The sequence below is a fragment of the Streptomyces sp. MMG1121 genome, assembly GCF_001280015.1.
GTDB lineage: Bacteria > Actinomycetota > Actinomycetes > Streptomycetales > Streptomycetaceae > Streptomyces.
This window is the reverse complement of the sequence record NZ_LGDV01000190.1, coordinates 64,977-83,904: the sequence shown is the minus strand read 5'-3', so window position 1 is coordinate 83,904 and position 18,928 is coordinate 64,977. Positions and strand designations below refer to the sequence as shown.

The 18,928-nt window shown below is 68.7% G+C and carries 11 protein-coding genes; 3 read left to right on the top strand and 8 right to left on the bottom strand.

Features of this window, described 5'->3' with window-relative positions:
- Positions 1-8: 8 nt before the first annotated feature.
- From ADK64_RS19850 to ADK64_RS19840, 3 genes are all read right to left on the bottom strand, one after another.
- Entirely contained in the window at positions 9-1,730 is a 1,722-nt protein-coding gene (locus tag ADK64_RS19850; protein ID WP_053660822.1) for a protein kinase family protein, read from the bottom strand.
- A 118-nt stretch (positions 1,731-1,848) separates the two neighbouring features.
- Complete coding sequence (murJ, locus tag ADK64_RS19845) at positions 1,849-4,242, bottom strand: murein biosynthesis integral membrane protein MurJ (protein ID WP_053660820.1); 2,394 nt, start codon at positions 4,240-4,242, stop codon at positions 1,849-1,851.
- A gap of 44 nt (positions 4,243-4,286) precedes the next feature.
- On the bottom strand, positions 4,287-6,668 hold the full coding sequence (locus ADK64_RS19840) for a DUF6049 family protein (RefSeq protein ID WP_053660818.1): 2,382 nt from the start codon (positions 6,666-6,668) through the stop codon (positions 4,287-4,289).
- Between the two features lie 298 nt (positions 6,669-6,966).
- Between ADK64_RS19840 and ADK64_RS19835 the strand changes: the two genes are divergently transcribed.
- The gene (locus ADK64_RS19835; RefSeq protein WP_053660816.1) at positions 6,967-8,409 is read left to right on the top strand and encodes a CCA tRNA nucleotidyltransferase; all 1,443 of its coding nucleotides are present in this window, start codon (positions 6,967-6,969) and stop codon (positions 8,407-8,409) included.
- A gap of 75 nt (positions 8,410-8,484) precedes the next feature.
- Here ADK64_RS19835 and ADK64_RS19830 read toward each other — a convergent pair whose 3' ends face one another.
- The 3 genes from ADK64_RS19830 to ADK64_RS19820 all read right to left on the bottom strand — a co-directional run bounded on the left by ADK64_RS19830 (position 8,485) and on the right by ADK64_RS19820 (position 11,659).
- Positions 8,485-9,756 carry an MFS transporter gene (locus ADK64_RS19830; RefSeq protein ID WP_053660814.1) on the bottom strand — a complete coding sequence of 424 codons (1,272 nt, stop codon included), beginning with the start codon at positions 9,754-9,756 and terminating at the stop codon, positions 8,485-8,487.
- A gap of 93 nt (positions 9,757-9,849) precedes the next feature.
- The gene (locus ADK64_RS19825) at positions 9,850-10,932 is read right to left on the bottom strand and encodes an inositol-3-phosphate synthase (protein WP_053660812.1); all 1,083 of its coding nucleotides are present in this window, start codon (positions 10,930-10,932) and stop codon (positions 9,850-9,852) included.
- Positions 10,933-10,975: 43 nt separating this feature from the next.
- Positions 10,976-11,659, bottom strand: a complete 684-nt coding sequence (locus ADK64_RS19820) for a PadR family transcriptional regulator (RefSeq protein ID WP_053660810.1) — start codon at positions 11,657-11,659, stop codon at positions 10,976-10,978.
- 396 nt (positions 11,660-12,055) lie between these two features.
- Between ADK64_RS19820 and ADK64_RS19815 the strand changes: the two genes are divergently transcribed.
- Together ADK64_RS19815 and ADK64_RS19810 are read left to right on the top strand one after the other, a co-directional pair.
- Positions 12,056-14,779 carry a transglycosylase domain-containing protein gene (locus ADK64_RS19815; RefSeq protein ID WP_053660808.1) on the top strand — a complete coding sequence of 908 codons (2,724 nt, stop codon included), beginning with the start codon at positions 12,056-12,058 and terminating at the stop codon, positions 14,777-14,779.
- A 109-nt stretch (positions 14,780-14,888) separates the two neighbouring features.
- Positions 14,889-16,439, top strand: a complete 1,551-nt coding sequence (locus ADK64_RS19810; RefSeq protein ID WP_199829655.1) for a glycosyltransferase family 87 protein — start codon at positions 14,889-14,891, stop codon at positions 16,437-16,439.
- A 121-nt stretch (positions 16,440-16,560) separates the two neighbouring features.
- Here the strand turns inward: ADK64_RS19810 and ADK64_RS19805 are convergent, their stop codons facing one another.
- Positions 16,561-17,592 carry an alanine racemase gene (locus tag ADK64_RS19805; protein ID WP_053660806.1) on the bottom strand — a complete coding sequence of 344 codons (1,032 nt, stop codon included), beginning with the start codon at positions 17,590-17,592 and terminating at the stop codon, positions 16,561-16,563.
- An 83-nt stretch (positions 17,593-17,675) separates the two neighbouring features.
- Complete coding sequence (gene femX / locus ADK64_RS19800; RefSeq protein ID WP_053660804.1) at positions 17,676-18,797, bottom strand: peptidoglycan bridge formation glycyltransferase FemX; 1,122 nt, start codon at positions 18,795-18,797, stop codon at positions 17,676-17,678.
- Between the last annotated feature and the right edge of the window lie 131 nt (positions 18,798-18,928).

The window sequence follows — 18,928 nt, the reverse complement described above, 5'->3', positions numbered from 1 at the left end:
GTGAGACGTCAGCCCGTGAACTGCACTTCGCCGATCGCCTGCTTGTAGCCGGCGTCCGAGTACAGAGTGGAGTCATACCCCGAGTACGGCACGGCCGTCAGCCAGACGAGGACGTAGCGCGTCTTCACCGACTTGGTGACCTTCACGTCAGCGGTCTTGTCCGTGGTGGTGACCTTGCCGATCTGCTCCATCGAGTCCATCGAGGCCGGCGTCAGTGAGTCGGCCGCGTACAGCTCGACCGTCGTGTGGTCGCCCATGTAGCGCATGTCGATGGTGGCCGTGCTGAGCTTCTTGGCCGAGCCGAGGTCGTAGACGATACCCACGCCCGGCTTGAACGGGGCGATGGGCGGGCCTTCGTTGAAGCTCCTGGTCCGCCAGTACGTGGAGGTGTTGCCGTCATAGGTCTTGGGGACGTCACCGGGACGCTGGGGGTCGCCCTTGGCGATGTACTCCTGGGCGTTCTGAATCTTTATCGGCACCGGCTTGGACTTCGAGGCACCCTTGTCCCCGTCGTCCGTCTGCTGGCTCTTGTTGGTGTCGTCGGACTTGCCCCCCTGGTCCATCAGGGCGTCCGCCAACTGCCAGCTGCCCAGACCGAGGGCCGCGATGAGAAGGGCCGACACGGCCCACTTCAGGGCCTTGCCGGTGCGGCTCTGCAGCGGGGGCGGCGGGGACACGATCGGCTGGGGGGCGCCGGGGTGCGGCGCCGGGCGGCCGTACGTGCCCTGCTGGTAGGTCGTGCGCTGGTACTCCGGCGGGGCCGTGAACGCCGGCTCCGGCGGGCGGATGCGAGGCATCTCGCCGATCGCCTTCACCAGCTCCTCCGGCGTGGTGCACGCGGCCTCGTGCCGGGACGCGGTGGCCCCGTCGTTGGCGAGCGCGCGCATGGCCAGTTCGGACAGGCCCCGGTGGATACCTGCGCGCACCTGGTCGGGCGCGATGAGGCCGACGCCCTTGGGCAGACCGGAGAGGCCGTACGCGTCGCTCTCGTACGGCCAGCGCTGGGTCAGCGCCGCGTACAGCAGGGCGCCGATCGCCTCGGTGTCCGCGCGCTGCGGGGTGTCGGTGCTGATGCCGCGCAGCGCTGCGTTCACGGCGAGGCCGCGGATGCGCCACTGGCCGGTCGAGGCGCGCAGCACGGCGTTCGGGTTCAGCCGCAGATGGGCGAGCCCCTCGCGATGCGCGGCGGCCATGGCGGCGGCGACCTGACTGACCATCTGGTAGGCGTCGTGCGGCTCCAGCGGTCCGGCAGCGAGCAGCGCGGTCAGCTCGGTGGCGTCGGGAAGCCACTCGTGCACGACGTAGACGAGGTCGTTCTCCTCGACGGCGTCCAGAACCTGCACGAAGCGCGGGTCGCCGAGCAGCGCGGAGGAACGGGCAGCGGCCAGGACGGAACGGGCCCGCGTATGGTCCGCGGGCAGGGTGTGGACGCCGACGGCACGACGGAGTTTCTCGTCGACCGCACGCCAACTGCTGAATCCGTCCAGACGGGTGACGCACTCCTCCAGGCGGTAGCGTCTGGCGAGCTTGTGACCGCTGTGCAGTTCTGGAGGCGACGTCTTCTCTCCGGCACCGTCGATTCCGCTGCTCCCCTGTGCCTCGTCGCTGTCCGTGTCCCGCTCCGGGTTCTTGGCCACCCCGTCGGCCGTGGACTGCTCCGCCTTGGCGGTCAGCGGCTGCTCACCGCTGTTGTCTGCCACGTCGACGGCAGCCGTGCTCCGTTCCGCCACCGTCGTCCCTGCCTCCCCATCTGTTGCATGCTGTCCGACGCCGAAACCAATTGTGCCCACAGTCCGCTGCTATGCACGACACACGGCAGCGGACGAAGGTTGTGCGCCTACCCCCGCCTCAGCGTCCCAGTCGTCCGCGCACCATTCCCACGAGCGAGTTGAGTTCGTCGATCCGCATCCGGCGGGCGGCGACGAAGAAGACGCCGAGCAGAAGGGCACCACCGGCGAGCAGCGCGGCGAAGGAGCCGACGACGCCCTGGCCGAGGGTGTGCCCGATGCCGTAGCAGGCCGCGCCGCTGAGCAGGGCCGCGGGGACCGAGGCGATGCACAGCCGCGCGTACGTCCGCAGCACCCGGACACCGTCCAGGTCGCCGCCCAGCCGCTTGCGCAGCCGCCGCCAGGCGACGCCCACACCGATGGCGTAGGCGAGGCCGTATGCGGCGGCCATGCCGGCGACCGCCCAGCGGGCGGGCAGCACGAAGTAGCACAGAGCCGAGGCGCCCGCGTTGACGACGGCGACGATGACGGTGTTGTAGAAGGGGGTGCGGGTGTCCTCGTAGGCGTAGAAGGCGCGCAGGACGACGTACTGCACCGAGTACGGGATCAGGCCGAGGCCGAAGGCCATCAGCATGTAGCCCATGTTGGTGGCCTCGCCGGTGCCCGAGGAGCCGAAGATCAGCGTGCACATCGGGATGCCGAGCGCGAGGAAGCCGAAGGCGATCGGGACGATGGCGACAGCGGTGGTCCGCAGGCCCTGGGAGATGTCGTCGCGGACCGCGCCCACGTCACCCTCGGCGGCCGAGCGCGAGATGCGCGGCAGCAGGGCGGCCATCAGGGACACCGTGATGATGGCCTGCGGCAGTCCCCAGATCAGCTGGGCGTTGGCATAGGCGGCGAAGCCGGTGCCGGCGACGGCGGAGTCCTTGCCGGCCGCCGTGGACAGCTGGGTGACGATCATGGCGCCGGCCTGGTTGGCCAGGACGAACAGGACGGTCCACTTGGCGAGCATGGCGGCCTTGCCGAGGCCGTGGCCCCTCCAGTCGAACCGCAGCCGGATCCTGAAGCCCGTCTCGCGCAGATACGGGATCATCGCCAGCGCCTGGACGACCAGACCGAGCAGCACACCGACCCCGAGCAGGCGCTGCCCCTCCGCCGGGATGTTCGTGACCGTCATGTGAGAGTCGGCGGCGGTGCCGTAGACCCAGATGAACGTGCCGAGCGTCACGATGATGACGATGTTGTTCAGCACCGGGGTCCACATCATCGCGCCGAACTTCCCGCGCGCGTTGAGGATCTGACCCATCACCACATGGACGCCCATGAAGAAGATCGAGGGCAGGAAGTACCGGGTGAAGGTGACCGCCACATCGTTGGCCGCCGGATTGGTGGCGACCGGGTTGGACAGCATGCGCACCAGCAGTGGTGCCGCGAACATCGCGAGACCGGTCAGCACGGCCAGCGCCACCATCACCAGGGTCAGCAGCCGGTTGGCGAAGGCCTCGCCGCCGTCGTCGTCCTCCTTCATGGCCCGCACCAGCTGCGGCACGAAGACGGAGTTGAGGCCGCCGCCGACGGTGAGAATGTAGATCATCGTCGGCAGCTGGTAGGCGACCTGGAAGGAGTCGCCGAGGAAGCCGAGTCCGAGCGCCGAGACGATCAGCGCGGAGCGGACGAAGCCGGTGAGACGGGAGACCATCGTGCCCGCCGCCATCACCGCGCTGGACTTCAGCAGCCCGGAGGCCTTGCCGCCCTTCTTCGCGGGCGCGGCCGGAGCGGCGGGGGCAGCAGCGGGGGCGGCCTCGGGCTCCGCGGCGCCGTACGGCCCGGTGGGACCCGACGCCACGGCCGACCCGGGCACCGGGGACGGCCCCGGGCTCCCCGGCCCGGCCGGATAGCCGGCCCCGGTGTACGGGGCGGCCTGCTGCGAGCCCTGGCCATACGCCTGCGGGTACTGACCGGGTGCCTGCGGGTACTGGCCGGCCGGACCGTACCCGGTGCCCGGCGCGGCGGCCGGCCCGGGAAAGGACGGGGGATCCGCGGGCGCGTGCCCGCCGCCCTGCTGCTGGTCCTTGAAGAGGTGCGCGAAGGCGTCCGGCTCCTGGTACTCCTCGCCGGAGTGCGTGACCAGGTCGTCCACGCCCACGAACTGGGTCGTGCGTGGATCGTCACCGTACGGCATGTACTGCGCGGCGCCCTCCGGCTCCGGCGCCGGGGTCTGCGCCCACACGCGCGGATCGGGCGCGTACGGCGACTGGGCGGGCGGGGCATACAGCTGCTGCGGGTCGTAGTTGCCTGCGGGGGGCGGCGGGTGTGCGGCACGGTCGTAGAGCGCCTCGGCCACCGGGTCCTGGGCGGTCAGGTCGTGTGCCCGGTAGGGGTCCTGATCGTAGGCGTCCTGGAGATACATGTCCGCCGCGTGCTGCGGCGGTACCTGACCGGGCTCCGGCGGCGTCTCGGGGTAGCCCGAGCCGGCCGCGCCCTGGCCGCGATCACCGTCGTACGGCGCGTTCATGCTTACCCCACCTCATCGTCCCCGGCCCACGGCCACGACATCGCTCAACGGTCCACTCTCTCACCCGTCCCGGACGGGTCGGTGCTTTCCGGTGCGGTGTCCGGTGCAGGGTCACTCGGCTGCTGCGGGTCGTCTGCCCCGGCGGGGGAATCGGATTCCTCCGGTTCCTGCGGGAGACGATCCGAGGGCGCGTCGGGGTTCCCGGGGGCGTCGGTGTCCTGTCCCGCCCCGTCCGGGCCGTCATCCTCGGCCTGGCGGGCGGCCGCGCGCTTGCGCTGGGTGTACATCCGGAATCCGGCGAGGACGAGGAGAAGCACACCGCCGCCGATGACCAGCATCACGGTGGGCGTGACCTCAGTGACCTTCACGTCGAAGCTGACGGCGTCGCCGTACTGCTGGCCGTCCTCGGTGTACAGCTGGGCGACGACCGTGACCCGGCCGTTGGCATTGGCCGAGGTGGCGAACTTCACGGACTGGCTGTGCCCGCCGGAGACCTCGACCGGCTGCTCGGAGTACGCCTTGCCGCCGATCTTCAGACGCGTCGGATTGGACGAGGTCAGGCGCAGGACCAGATGGCCGACGGGCTGGACGAGGTTGTTCTGGACGGTCACCGGGATGGTGGCGCTGCGGCCGGAGAGCTTGGTCTCCGACTTTTGGATCAGCTTGACCTGGGCGGCCAGATCGTCGAGCCAGCTCTCCACGCCGTCGCGGTAGCTGTCCGCGTCCCCGCTCCTGCCACGCCACGACGTGGACATCTCACGGTTTATGGCCCGTCCGAACGGCGTGACGACCCGGGAGCGGTCGGTGAGGATCACCTGGAAGTTGTCGAGCTTGTCCTCGGTGCGCGCGATCTGCCCGAAGGCCGACGCCGGCAGTTCCTGCTTGCGCAGCGAGGAGGGGTAGAACTGCGTCGACGGGATCTGCGTGGTGGCGTCGGGGTCGGGCTTGTCCTTGGCCGCCGCGGAGAGGTTCTGGGACTGTGACCAGTTCGCGCCTTCGAGCGCCTTCAGCGCCGCCGCCATCGCCTGGGCCTGGCTCGCCGTGGGCATGCGCTGCGGGGCGACGACGATGCTGCGCTGCTTGTCCGTCTGCTCGTTGACCTCAAGGCTCTGCGCCAGGAACGCTTGCACCGCCAGCGTCGTCGAGTTCGCCTTGGTCAGGTCGCCCTCGAAGGCCGTGGAGAGCCGGGCATCGGCGACCACCGCCGTGGTGCCGCCGCCGACCGGACGGGCTGCGGAGGGCGTGTACGGCAGCCCGGTGGTCTCTTGGAGGCTGTCGCTGCGGGCGATCACACGGTCGGCTCCCGCGGAGGTCGCGACCTTCATGATCGCCGGATCCACGGCGCCCTCCACCGGCCAGGCGAAGTCGGTGCTCGGTGTGACATGGAGCACGGTCTTGACGGTGGTGGCGGCGACGTCGGTGGCGTCCTTGAGATGGCTGAGCGAGCCGGTGACGCTGGTGCCGTTGTGCGCGAGGGACGCCAGGTCCGGGTCCGCGAACGGCAGCGCGACGACCTCCTTGCCGGCCACGGCGTCCTGCAGGTCGGCCAGCCACTGCTTGGCGACCGCCTGATGATCCTTGGGGCCGGGCGTGGTGGTGTCGTTGTCACCCGGGAGCCGGTAGTTGCCGGTCGCCATCGCGTCGACCGAGGCCAGCAGGTCCGGGTCGATCACCCAGGTGACGTCGAGGTCCTTGCCCAGGTCCACCATCTGTGTCAGCCGGCCGCCGGGCGCCAGCTCCTTGGCCAGGTCGTCGTTGAGGAACACCGGCGTCTGGAGCTCACCGGCGCCCGTCTTGGCCGTCATGTGGACCGTGGAGAGCAGCGGCCACAGGAACGTCGTCTTTGTCTTGGTGTCGGCGTCGGACGGCTGCCACGGCAGGAACGTCCGCTGGATGCCGAGCACCTGGTCCCAGGGCTGGGCGGAGGTCTGGCCGGACAGGGAGACCCCGAATTCGTACACGCCGTCCGCGCCGAGGTCGAGCTTGTCCACGGGGACGGAGATGCTGAAGTGCTCGGCGACGCCCGGGGCCAGCGAGGTGAACTTCTGCACGTACTTCCCGCCGACCTCGGTGCCGATGCCGCTCTGTACATCGTCGGAGCGCCGGGTGACGTTGTCGATCGCCGACCGGGTGGTCAGCGAGGGCCCCACCTCCAGGCCCACATGGGCCTGGGTGACGGCCTGCTTGCCGTTGTTGGTCACCGTGCCCGACACGGTCAGCGTGTCGCCGTCCGTGGGGGCGTTGGGGGCGAGGGAGTCCAGGGCGACGGACACCGTGTCCGAGGAGGCGGCCTGTGCGGGCGCGGCAGCGGGCAGCTGGAGCAGACCGGCCAGCAGCGGCGCCCCGGCGAGCAGCGCCCCGGTGCGCCGCAGCCAGCGGCGGGCAGGGGAGGCACTGGATGCCTGGAAGTCAGCCGCCTCGGCCACGCGCTCGCCCGTCCCTCGTCGTCAGTGGTCGTCGGAATGTGCGTCCACGCATGGTAACGATGCGCGCCGAGGGGAAGTGCCGCGGTCTCCTCGACAAGATCGAGGAACTCCGGAGACCTGTCCTCTATATCCAGTATCGAGGGGAGAGCTTCCGTACGCCGTAAGAGCAGCGCTTGCACGGGTATGCCGACAGGTGTCCTCGGTCTCTTTCACCGGGCCGTCCCGCGATCTTCACCGGGCCGCCCCTGGATGAAATCAAGGACACCCCTGGTCGCCGAGGCACGTACCCTTTTCTGTTGTGCCGAACCCCAACGAAGACACTCCCTCTGCCCTGAGCCAAGCGCAGCAGCGTGCGGTCGCCGAGCTGCTGCGGGTGGCCCCCGTCGCCGACGATCTCGCTCGCCGTTTCCAGGAGGCCGGGTTCTCCCTCGCCCTGGTCGGCGGATCGGTGCGCGACGCGCTGCTCGGCCGGCTCGGCAACGACCTGGACTTCACCACCGAGGCTCGCCCCGAGGACGTTCTGAAGATCGTCCGGCCATGGGCGGACGCCGTCTGGGAGGTGGGAATCGCCTTCGGCACCGTCGGCGCGCAGAAGGACGGCTACCAGATCGAGGTCACCACCTACCGGTCGGAGGCCTACGACCGCACCTCGCGCAAGCCCGAGGTGTCGTACGGCGACTCCATCGAGGAGGATCTGGTCCGCCGGGACTTCACGGTCAACGCGATGGCCGTGGCACTGCCCGAGAAGGAGTTCATCGACCCGCACGGCGGCCTGGGGGACCTCGCGGCGCGGGCGCTGCGTACGCCGGGCACCCCCGAGGAGTCGTTTTCGGACGATCCTCTGCGGATGATGCGGGCTGCCCGGTTCGCGGCACAGCTGGACTTCACGGTCGCCCCCGAGGTCGTCACCGCGATGACGGAGATGGCCGGACGCATCGAGATCGTCTCGGCCGAGCGGGTCCGGGACGAGCTGAACAAGCTGATCCTCTCCGCTCACCCCCGCGAGGGCCTGGCCCTGCTCGTCGAGACCGGGCTCGCCGATCACGTGCTGCCCGAGCTGCCGGCGCTGCGCCTGGAGCGGGACGAGCACCACCGGCACAAGGACGTCTACGAGCACACGCTGATCGTTCTGGAGCAGGCGATCGCGCTGGAACAGGACGGCCCCGACCTCACGCTTCGGCTGGCCGCGCTGTTGCATGACATCGGCAAGCCGCGCACCCGCCGCTTCGAGAAGGACGGCCGGGTCTCGTTCCACCACCACGAGGTCGTCGGCGCCAAGATGACCAAGAAGCGCATGACTGCCCTGAAGTACTCCAATGAGCTGGTGAAGGACGTCTCACGGCTGGTCGAACTCCACCTGCGCTTCCATGGCTACGGCACCGGGGAGTGGACGGACTCGGCGGTCCGCCGTTACGTCCGCGACGCGGGCCCGCTGCTGGATCGCCTGCACAAGCTGACCCGCTCGGACTGCACCACCCGCAACAAGCGGAAGGCAGTCACGCTGTCCCGGGCCTACGACGGTCTGGAGGAGCGCATCGCTCAGCTCCAGAAGCAGGAGGAGCTGGACTCGATCCGCCCGGACCTGGACGGCAACCAGATCATGGAGATCTTGGGCTTCGGCCCCGGACCGGCCGTCGGCAAGGCGTACAAGCACCTGCTGGAGCTGCGTCTGGACAACGGACCGATGGAGCACGACGCGGCGGTGGCGGCGCTCAAGGAATGGTGGGCCGAGCAGGGCTGAGGTGGCAGAGCGGGGTCATGTTTCACGTGAAACATGACCCCGTACGGCCTCTGAAGAACGGTGAGGGGCGGTGTTTCACGTGAAACACCGGTTTTCAAAGCGGCCCATAGCGCCGGCAACCGCTGCGTAGATAACAGCGACTGTGACGACCAGCGTCGCCGAGCGGCCGTCCGGCGGAAGCATCAGGGCTGCCACTCCGGCAGCGCCGACGAATGCCACGTTGAAGAGCACGTCGTACACGGAGAAGACGCGCCCGCGGAAGCCGTCGTCCACCGAGGACTGCACGATCGTGTCCGTGGCGATCTTGGCGCCCTGTGTGATCAGGCCCAGCACGAAGGCGGCGACCAGGAGCGGCCCGATGGCGAACGGGAGGCCGAGAGCGGGTTCCAGCACCGCGGCCGCAGCGGAACATGCCACGATCCAGCGACCGGGGCCGAGCCGCCCCGCTGCCCCGGGTGTCACCACGGCCGCCGCGAAGAATCCCGCCCCCGAGACCGCCAGCGCCAGTCCGAGCAGCCGGAGTCCCTCCTCGGGGGTGCTGGAGAGGGTGTACCGGCAGAGCATGAGCAGCAGCACCAGGAGTGCGCCGTAGCAGAAGCGCATCAGCGTCATCGCGGCCAGCGCCCAGGCCGCTTCTCTGCGCCGGGGTGCGGCGAGGTGCTGGATGGCCGCCACCAGATCCCGCGCCGCGTCGGCCAGAGCGTTGCGCAGCCGTGGCCGTGTGGGGTGCCGGTCAGGGCCGAGAAGCGCCCGTGGCAGGCTCAGAGAGGCCAGGCCCGCGCAGAGGTACAGGAACGCGCCCAGCAGCACGACCGCCGCGTCGGAGTCCGACACCACGAGCCGTACGGCAAAGGCCAGGCCTCCGCCGGCGGTCGCGGCGAGCGTTCCGGCGGTGGGGGACAGGGAATTGGCCAGCACCAGTCGCTCGGTGTCCACCACGCGGGGCAGGGACGCGGACAGCCCGGCGAGAACGAAGCGGTTGACGGCCGTGACGCACAGCGCGGAGACGTAGAAGAGCCAGGCCGGGACATGGCTGACCATCAGCACGGCGGTGACCGCTGCCAGCACGGCGCGCAGCAGATTGCCGTAGACGAAGACCTGCCGGCGCCGCCAGCGGTCCAGCAGGACGCCCGCGAAGGGGCCGACTAGGGAGTAGGGAAGCAGCAGGACGGCCATCGCCGAGGCGATCGCCGTGGCCGAGGTCTGTTTCTCCGGGGAGAACACGACGTACGCGGCGAGCGCGACCTGGAAGACGCCGTCGGCGCCCTGGGACAGGAGACGGACGTAGAGCAGGCGTCGGAAGTACCGAAGACGCAGCAGGATGCGCAGGTCACGCACGACGGGCATGCGGTCCAGCCTCACATATGCGGAAGGTCCCCGGGCCAGGAAACCCGGGGACCTTCACAGCCCTGGCAGGAGCGTTTGCGTGCGAGCGTCGCTTTAGCGCTCGACCTCGCCGCGGATGAACTTCTCGACGTTCTCGCGGGCCTGGTCGTCGAAGTACTGGACCGGCGGGGACTTCATGAAGTACGAGGACGCCGACAGGATCGGGCCGCCGATGCCGCGGTCCTTGGCGATCTTCGCGGCGCGCAGGGCGTCGATGATGACACCCGCGGAGTTCGGGGAGTCCCAGACCTCGAGCTTGTACTCCAGGTTCAGCGGGACGTCACCGAAGGCGCGGCCCTCGAGGCGGACGTAGGCCCACTTGCGGTCGTCCAGCCAGGCCACGTAGTCGGACGGGCCGATGTGGACGTTCTTCTCGCCGAGGTCCCGGTCGGGGATCTGGGAGGTGACGGCCTGCGTCTTGGAGATCTTCTTGGACTCCAGGCGCTCGCGCTCGAGCATGTTCTTGAAGTCCATGTTGCCGCCGACGTTCAGCTGCATCGTGCGGTCCAGGATGACACCGCGGTCCTCGAACAGCTTCGCCATGACGCGGTGCGTGATGGTGGCGCCGACCTGGGACTTGATGTCGTCACCGACGATCGGCACACCGGCCTCGGTGAACTTGTCCGCCCACTCCTTGGTGCCGGCGATGAAGACCGGGAGGGCGTTGACGAAGGCGACCTTGGCGTCGATGGCGCACTGGGCGTAGAACTTCGCCGCGTCCTCGGAGCCCACGGGCAGGTAGCAGACCAGGACGTCGACCTGCTTGTCCTTCAGGATCTGGACGATGTCGACCGGCTCGGCGTCGGACTCCTCGATGGTCTCGCGGTAGTACTTGCCGAGGCCGTCGAGGGTGTGGCCGCGCTGGACGGTGACACCGGTGTTGGGCACGTCGCAGATCTTGATGGTGTTGTTCTCGGAGGCGCCGATCGCGTCCGCGAGGTCGAGGCCGACCTTCTTGGCGTCGACGTCGAACGCGGCGACGAACTCGATGTCGCGCACGTGGTAGTCACCGAACTGCACGTGCATCAGGCCGGGGACCTTGGACGCCGCGTCGGCGTCCTTGTAGTACTCGACTCCCTGCACCAGCGACGCAGCGCAGTTGCCCACGCCGACGACGGCTACGCGAACCGAACCCATTCCGGTTGCTCCCTGTGTGTACGAGTGAGGCCCTGAGTGGGACTCACGTGGCGGTGTCGCCGGGCGTATCCGTCCGGGGGGTGTCCCCGGCACGGGGCAGGCCGCCCGTCGATCCAGTGGTGGTGTCCTGCTGAGCGGACCCCCCGGACGCGGAACCTCTCAGGTCCCGGCCGGCCCGCTCGCTCTCGATGAGCTCGTTCAGCCAGCGCACTTCGCGCTCCACGGACTCCATCCCGTGGCGCTGGAGCTCAAGTGTGTAGTCGTCGAGGCGCTCCCGCGTGCGCGCCAGGGAGGCGCGCATCTTCTCCAGGCGCTCCTCCAGACGGCTGCGCCGGCCCTCCAGTACGCGCATGCGCACATCGCGCGAGGTCTGCCCGAAGAAGGCGAACCGTGCGGCGAAGTGCTCGTCCTCGTACGCGTCGGGGCCGGTCTGCGAGAGCAGCTCCTCGAAGTGCTCCTTGCCGTCAGCCGTCAGCCGGTAGACGATCTTGGCGCGGCGGCCGGCGAGCGGAGCGGCGAGGGCGTCCTCATGGGTGTTGCCCGGTTCCTCGATCAACCAGCCGTTGACGACCAGCGTCTTGAGGCAGGGGTACAGGGTCCCGTAGCTGAACGCACGGAACACCCCCAGGGACGTGTTGAGGCGTTTGCGCAGCTCGTAGCCGTGCATTGGGGACTCGCGCAGCAGGCCGAGCACGGCGAACTCGAGGATGCCGGAACGTCGGCTCATCGTCGCCTCCTCTCGGTCCCGCAGATCACTCCCGCGGGTCTCGTAGTGCCTCTCAGCGTCATTATCTCGTGCTGATGTATCGACTCGATACATCCCGACGATAGAACGGCCTTGCGCAGGCGACAAGAGGGACGACGGTGAACGGGATCACATCACCGATTCATACGATGCAAGTTGCCTGTTTTGGGGTGAACTTCAGGGCTCGGCGGGTTTTGGTGGTGCGTAGTCTGTGCGGCATGCACATCACGGGGAACCGAGTGACGTTCGGGGAGCGTCATCGTCCCCGGTGCAGTACGGGTGAATGCAGGACCGACCACATCCGTACTCCGGGGGGACCGGAAATCAGCCGCCGTTCCAGGCGCGCACGGGTGCGCCTGCCCGAGGAGTAATCGTTCGATGAGCGAGCACCGTCGCAAACCGCCGCAGCCGCAGGGAGGCGGACGTGCCGCGGCCCGACGCGGTCAGTCCGGTTCGTCCTCCGGCCGCCGGGCGGCACCGCGAGGCGCCACCGGGTCTCCTGCTGACTCCTATGGGTCCAGTTCCTATGGGTCGGACAACGGTCCCGGAGGTGAGGAGCGTCCCTACGGCAGCCGTGCCGAGGCCCGCCGTGCGGCACAGCGAGGCAATCGCCGCAGAGGCGCCGACAACACAGGTCCGGGTGGTCGGCGCGGCGGCCCGGGCGGTCCCAACGGCCCCGGGCGCGGCAGAGGCCGTGCGACGAGCGCACCCGGCAAGAAGCGGTTCATCGACTACCCCCGCGGCGAGAAGTTCGGCTGGCGGCGCTGGGTTCCGTCCTGGAAGCTCGTGACCGGCCTGTTCATCGGCTTCATCGGAAGCCTGGTGGCGGTGGCGGGCATCGGGTACGCGATGGTGAGCGTGCCGGACGTGGCGAAGATCGCGCAAGCGCAGAACAACGTCTACTACTGGTCCGACAAGTCCGTGATGGTCGCCACCGGCGGTGAGGTCAACCGCCAGATCATCAACTACGCCGACATTCCCAAGGAGATGCAGTACGCCGTCATCTCGCAGGAGAACAAGACCTTCGAGACCGACAGCGGCGTCGACCCGAAGGGCATCGCGCGCGCCGTCTTCAACATGGCGCGGGGCGGCGAGACACAGGGTGGTTCGACGATCACCCAGCAGTACGTCAAGAACGCCATGCTGAACGACCAGTCGCAGACCATCTCCCGTAAGTTCAAGGAGATCTTCGTCTCGATCAAGGTGGGTGCCGAGGTCCCCAAGGACCAGATCATGGCCGGCTACCTGAACTCGGCGTACTTCGGCCGGGGCGCCTATGGTCTTGAGGCGGCTTCCCGCGCCTACTTCAACAAGGACGCCAAGGACCTGAACCCGGGCGAGTGCGCCTTCCTGGCGGCGATGCTGAAGGGCGCCACGTATTACGACCCGGCGGGCGCGATCTCCCTCGACGCAATGGCCACTCCCCAGGCGAACCAGAAACGTGCCTTGGCGCAGATGCAGGACACCCTTGACAAGATGGTCCAGTACGGTCATCTCGGTGCTGCGCAACGGGCCCAGTACAGGACCCTCCCGAAGTGGCAGAACCCGAGGTCGAACAGCCGGCTCAGCGGCCAGATCGGCTACCTGGTCGACCTCGCCAAGTCCTACCTGGTCAACAACACTGCCCAGACCGGGATCACCGCGGACAAGCTGGCGCAGGGCGGCTACCGGATCTACACGACCTTCGACAAGAAGAAGGTCCACGAGCTGGAGAGCGCGGTCACCAACGTCCAGAAGGCGAACATCAAACCCACGCTGCGGCCGAAGACGGACACCCATGTCCAATTCGGCGGTGCTTCGGTGGACCCGTCCTCGGGTGCCATCAGGGCCATCTACGGCGGTGAGGACGCGACGAAGCACTTCACCGACAACGCCGACTCGACCGGTGCTCAGGTGGGATCGACCTTCAAGCCGTTCGTGCTGGCCGCGGCGATGAAGTGGGGCGTTCGTAACCCCGGCCTGGGGCCCGAACAGGCGCAGGACGAACGCACGCAGGCCTCCCCCAAGAGTCTGTACAGCGGTCAGAACAAGCTCAAGATCAAGACGTACAACGGGTCGGTCTGGACGGACAAGGACGGGAAGGAATGGCTGCAGACCAACGACGGCAACGAGTCGGTCGGCAACCCGCCCAACTACAAGATCGACCTTCGTGAGGCGATGCGGCTCTCGGTCAACTCCGCCTATGTCCAGCTGGGCATGGATGTCGGCCTGGACAAGGTCAAGGAGACGGCGCTGGACGCGGGCCTCCTGAAGGGCAGCCTCGCCAGTTCGGACTACCCGTCGTTCTCGATCGGTACGTCCGACCCCAGTGCGATCCGCATGGCCGGTGCTTATGCCACCTTCGCTGCCAGCGGCAAGCAGAACTCTCCGTACTCGGTGGATACGGTCGAGGACAAGGACGGGCAGGTCTTCAAGCACCAGACCCAGACCCAGGAAGCCTTCACCTCGGCGGTGGCCGACAACGTGACCGACGTACTGAAGACGGTGGTCGACAAGGGCACCGGTACCAACGCTCAGCTTCCGGGCCGTGAGGTGGCCGGCAAGACCGGTACCACGGACGGCAACAAGTCCGCCTGGTTCGTCGGCTACACCCCGCAGCTGTCCACCGCGATCAGCATGTTCCGCCTGGACGACAACGCGAACAACAAGGCGCGGACCTTCCTGGAGATGTACGGAACGGGCGGCCAGGAAAAGATCCATGGCGCCTCGTTCCCGGCCGAGATCTGGCACGACTACATGGCCCAGGCCCTGCAGGGCGCGCCGGTGATGACGTTCCCGACCCCGCCGTCCATCGGCAAGGTGATCAACGCCGACCCGAGCCCGACGCCGACACCGTCGGTCTCGCAGAGCCAGTCGCAGAGCCCGTCGCCGACCCCGACGCCCAGCAACACGGCCACCTCCCCATCCCCGTCGGCGAGCGACACCTGCCAGTGGAGCTGGGGCAACCCCTGCAACGGCGCCAGCAACGGTGGTACGGACACAGGGGGCACCACCGGAGGCACCAGTCCGTCGCCCACCGCGACGGAGACGACCGGTAACGGCGGCAACACACGAGGCAATGGCAACGGCAACGGAGGAATCTTCGCGGGCCAGAACGGTTAGCGGCCATTTCGCTCACCGTGGGTGTTTCACGTGAAACATGGGCCGCCGCACCTCTCGAGGTGCGGCGGCCCTCGGCTTTTTCTTAGACACGTACGGCAGGATGTGCCCCATGCCCAGTGCAGAGATGACGCCCTCGAGCGTGCACGAGCCCGAGCCCGAGCCCGTGCGGTCCGCGATGGCAGAACCGGTGCAGCCGACCAGGGAGGACGAGGTCGCCGCGGCCGGCAGTGAGCTGATCGGTGGCCCCATCGGGCGGCGGGCCCTGCTCGGCATGTCCTGGTGGACGCCCGTGCGGGTGGTCGCGCTGGTGACGATCGGGATGTTCGCCCTCGGCCTGGTCCAGAAGGCGCCCTGCTACAACAGCGGCTGGTTCTTCGGCGCGAGCAGCCAGTACACGCACGCCTGCTACTCGGACATCCCTCACCTCTACCAGGGGCGTGGGTTCGCCGACCATCTCGTGCCGTACTTCGACAGGCTCCCGGACGACATGTCCGGCGGCATGGGCTACCTCGAATATCCGGTGCTGACCGGTGTGTTCATGGAGGTGGCCTCCTGGCTGACCCCGCACAGCGGCAGCATCCAGCACCAGGAGCAGTGGTACTGGTTCGTCAACGCCGGGATGCTGCTGGTGTGCGCGGCCGTCCTCGCCGTCTGCGTGGCCCGCACCCACCGCCGGCGTCCCTGGGACGGCCTCCTCGTCGCCCTGGCGCCCGCCCTCGCGCTGACCGCCACCGTCAACTGGGACCTGCTGGCCGTGGCGCTCACGGCCGCCGCGATGCTGATGTGGTCCCGGAGTCGTCCCGTCGCCTTCGGCGTCCTCCTGGGCCTTGCCACGGCCGCAAAGCTCTATCCGGTGTTCCTGCTCGGCCCGCTCCTCGTGCTGTGCTGGCGGGCCGGGAAGTGGCGGGAGTTCATCCAGGCCACGCTCAGCACGGTGATCGCCTGGGTCGTGGTGAACCTGCCGGTGATGCTGTTCGCCTTCCAGGGCTGGTCGAAGTTCTACACGTTCAGCCACGACCGGGGCGTCGACTTCGGCTCCTTCTGGCTGATCTGGTCGCAGAACTCCAGCAACCCGCCCTCCACCGGCTTCGTGAACACCGCCGCCACGGTGCTGATGATGCTGTGCTGCCTCGGCGTCGCCGTGCTGACGTTCACCGCCCCGCGCCGGCCGCGCTTCGCACAGCTGGCCTTCCTGGTGGTGGCCGCCTTCATCCTCACCAACAAGGTCTACTCCCCGCAGTACGTCCTGTGGCTGGTGCCGCTGGCGGTACTCGCCCGGCCCAAGTGGCGCGACTTCCTCATCTGGCAGGCGTGCGAGGTGGCCTACTTCCTGGGCATCTGGACGTATCTCGCGTACACGACCAGTGGAGACGCCCACAAGGGGCTGCCGACGCAGGGCTACCACTGGGCGATCGTGCTGCACCTGGCGGGCACGCTGTACCTGTGCGCCGTCGTCGTGCGCGACATCCTCATGCCGGAACGGGACGTCGTACGCCGGTCCGGTGATGACGACCCCTCGGGTGGTGTGCTCGACGGCGCGGCGGACGTCTTCGTGCTCGGCGCGGCGGCCTATGAGCCGCGGCACGCCGCCCATTTCGAGGGGCCCCAGGTGGACTGGGGCCGGCCACAGCCGCCCTCCCCCGAGAACCGTTCGCTCTGAGCGAACACACTCTCCGGAGGTCGCAGAGCACCCGGCAGAAGCCATGAAGAAGGCCGTACACGAATGACGCGTGTACGGCCTTCTCGCTGTGCTGACAGGGATTCAGCGCCCTGAACCGGGCTCAGCGGTCCACGATGCGGTCGAACTGGGTCGTGGTGTGCCGCAGATGGGCCACCAGCTCGTCGCCGACCTTCGGCTCCGGGGCGTCCGAGGGCACGAACAGGATCGACACCTGCATGTGCGGCGGCTCCGCGAACCAGCGCTGCTTGCCGCCCCAGACGAACGGAGAAAGGTTCCGGTTGACCGTGGCGAGGCCGGCCCGTGCGACGCCCTTGGCGCGCGGCATGACGCCGTGCAGGGCCTTCGGGGCCTCCAGGCCCACCCCGTGCGACGTTCCGCCCGCCGCGACCACCAGGAAGCCGTCCGAGGCCGCCTTCTGCTGGCGGTAGCCGAACCGGTCGCCCTTGGCCACGCGTGTCACGTCCAGGACCGCACCGCGGTACTCGGTGGCCTCGTGGTCCCCCAGCCACAGCCGCGTGCCGATGCGGGCACGGAACCGGGTCTGCGGGAACTGCTGCTGGAGCCGGATCAGTTCGTCGGCCTTGAGATGGCTGACGAACATCGTGTGCAGCGGCAGCCGGGCCGCGCGCAGCCGGTCCATCCAGCCGATGACCTCCTCGACGGCGTCCGAGCCGTCGGTGCGGTCCAGCGGCAGATGGATGGCGAAGCCCTCCAGCCGGACGTTCTCGATGGCCTGGTGCAGCTGCGGCAGGTCCTGCTCGCTGATGCCGTGCCGCTTCATCGAGGACATCACCTCGATGACGACGCGGGCGCCGACGAGGCCGTAGACGCCGTCGATCGACGACACCGAGCGCACCACCCGGTCGGGCAGCGGCACGGGCTCCTCGCCGCGCCGGTACGGCGTCAGCACCAGCAGGTCACCGCCGAAGAAATCCTTTATGCGCGCGGCCTCGTAGGTCGTGCCGACGGCGAGCAGGTCCGCGCCCAGGCGCGTGGCCTCCTCCGAGAGGCGTTCGTGTCCGAAGCCGTAGCCGTTGCCCTTGCAGACCGGGACGAGGCCCGGGAACTGCTCCTGCACGTGCTTGTGGTGCGCACGCCAGCGCGCGGTGTCGACGTAGAGCGTGAGCGCCATGGCCGGACCCGGAACCTTTCTCGTAGCTGCGGTTTGTCAGAGGTGTGAAAGCTGTGAAGCCTATGGAATCAAACGCCCGCGGCTCAACGGCGCGACATGTAGATGTCGAGCGCCTTGTGGAGCAGCTTGTTCAGCGGGAAGTCCCACTCGCCGAGGTACTCGGCGGCCTGCCCGCCCGTGCCGACCTTGAACTGGATCAGGCCGAACAGGTGGTCCGTCTCGTCCAGCGAGTCGGAGATGCCGCGCAGGTCGTAGACGGTGCCGCCGAGCGCGTACGCGTCACGCAGCATCCGCCACTGCATCGCGTTCGAGGGCCGGACCTCACGGCCGATGTTGTCGGAGGCGCCGTAGGAGTACCAGACGTGCCCACCGACGATCAGCATGGTGGCGGCGGAGAGGTTCACCCCGTTGTGCCGGGCGAAGTACAGCCGCATCCGGTTCGGGTCCTCGGTGTTGAGGGCCGTCCACATGCGCTGGAAGTACGACAGCGGGCGGGGCCGGAAGTGGTCGCGCACGGCCGTGATCTCGTACAGCCGCTGCCACTCGGCCAGGTCCTGGTAACCGCCCTGGACGACCTCGACGCCGGCCTTCTCGGCCTTCTTGATGTTGCGGCGCCACAGCTGGTTGAAGTTCTTGTGGACCTCTTCCAGGGAACGGTTCGCCAGCGGCACCTGGAAGACGTAGCGGGGCTGGACGTCGCCGAAGCCGGCGCCGCCGTCCTCGCCCTGCTGCCAGCCCATGCGGCGCAGCTTGTCGGCCACCTCGAAGGCGCGCGGCTCGATGAAGTCGGCCTCCATGTCGCGCAGCCGCTTGACGTCCTGGTCCTGGATGCCCTTCTTGATGGTCTCCGCGTTCCAGCGGCGGATGATCACCGGCGGGCCCATCTTCACCGAGAAAGCGCCCTGCTGCTTCAGGTGCGCGAGCATCGGCTGGATCCAGTCGTCCAGATTCGGCGCGAACCAGTTGATGACCGGGCCCTCGGGCAGATAGGCGAGGTAGCGCTTGATCTTGGGCAGCTGACGGTAGAGGACCAGGCCCGCGCCGACCATTTCGCCGGTGCGCTCGTCGAACCAGCCGAGGCTCTCCGAGCGCCACTCCGCCTTGACGTCGGCCCAGGCCGGGACCTGCATGTGGCTCGCCGCCGGCAGGCTCTGGATGTAGGCCAGATGCTGCTCGCGGCTGATGGTCCTCAGGGTCAGGCTCATTCGGGGCGCTCCTCGGGCTGGTGTGTCCCCATGGGTACAGGGGCTCCGGCTCTCGCGCCGAAGCCTACTGCGCCGTGCGAGCGCCCCGACTGGGCGTACGGGCCTTAACCCCGGCTGTGCGGGCGACCCGG

Coding starts and splice junctions, on each gene's coding strand:
- murJ (WP_053660820.1), bottom strand. CDS start 4,242: ATGAACGCGCCGTACGACGGTGATCGCGGCCAGGGCGCGGCCGGCTCG.
- ADK64_RS19830 (WP_053660814.1), bottom strand. CDS start 9,756: ATGCCCGTCGTGCGTGACCTGCGCATCCTGCTGCGTCTTCGGTACTTC.
- ADK64_RS19805 (WP_053660806.1), bottom strand. CDS start 17,592: ATGGCGCTCACGCTCTACGTCGACACCGCGCGCTGGCGTGCGCACCAC.
- ADK64_RS19815 (WP_053660808.1), top strand. CDS start 12,056: ATGAGCGAGCACCGTCGCAAACCGCCGCAGCCGCAGGGAGGCGGACGT.
- ADK64_RS19825 (WP_053660812.1), bottom strand. CDS start 10,932: ATGGGTTCGGTTCGCGTAGCCGTCGTCGGCGTGGGCAACTGCGCTGCG.
- ADK64_RS19820 (WP_053660810.1), bottom strand. CDS start 11,659: ATGAGCCGACGTTCCGGCATCCTCGAGTTCGCCGTGCTCGGCCTGCTG.
- femX (WP_053660804.1), bottom strand. CDS start 18,797: ATGAGCCTGACCCTGAGGACCATCAGCCGCGAGCAGCATCTGGCCTAC.
- ADK64_RS19810 (WP_199829655.1), top strand. CDS start 14,889: ATGCCCAGTGCAGAGATGACGCCCTCGAGCGTGCACGAGCCCGAGCCC.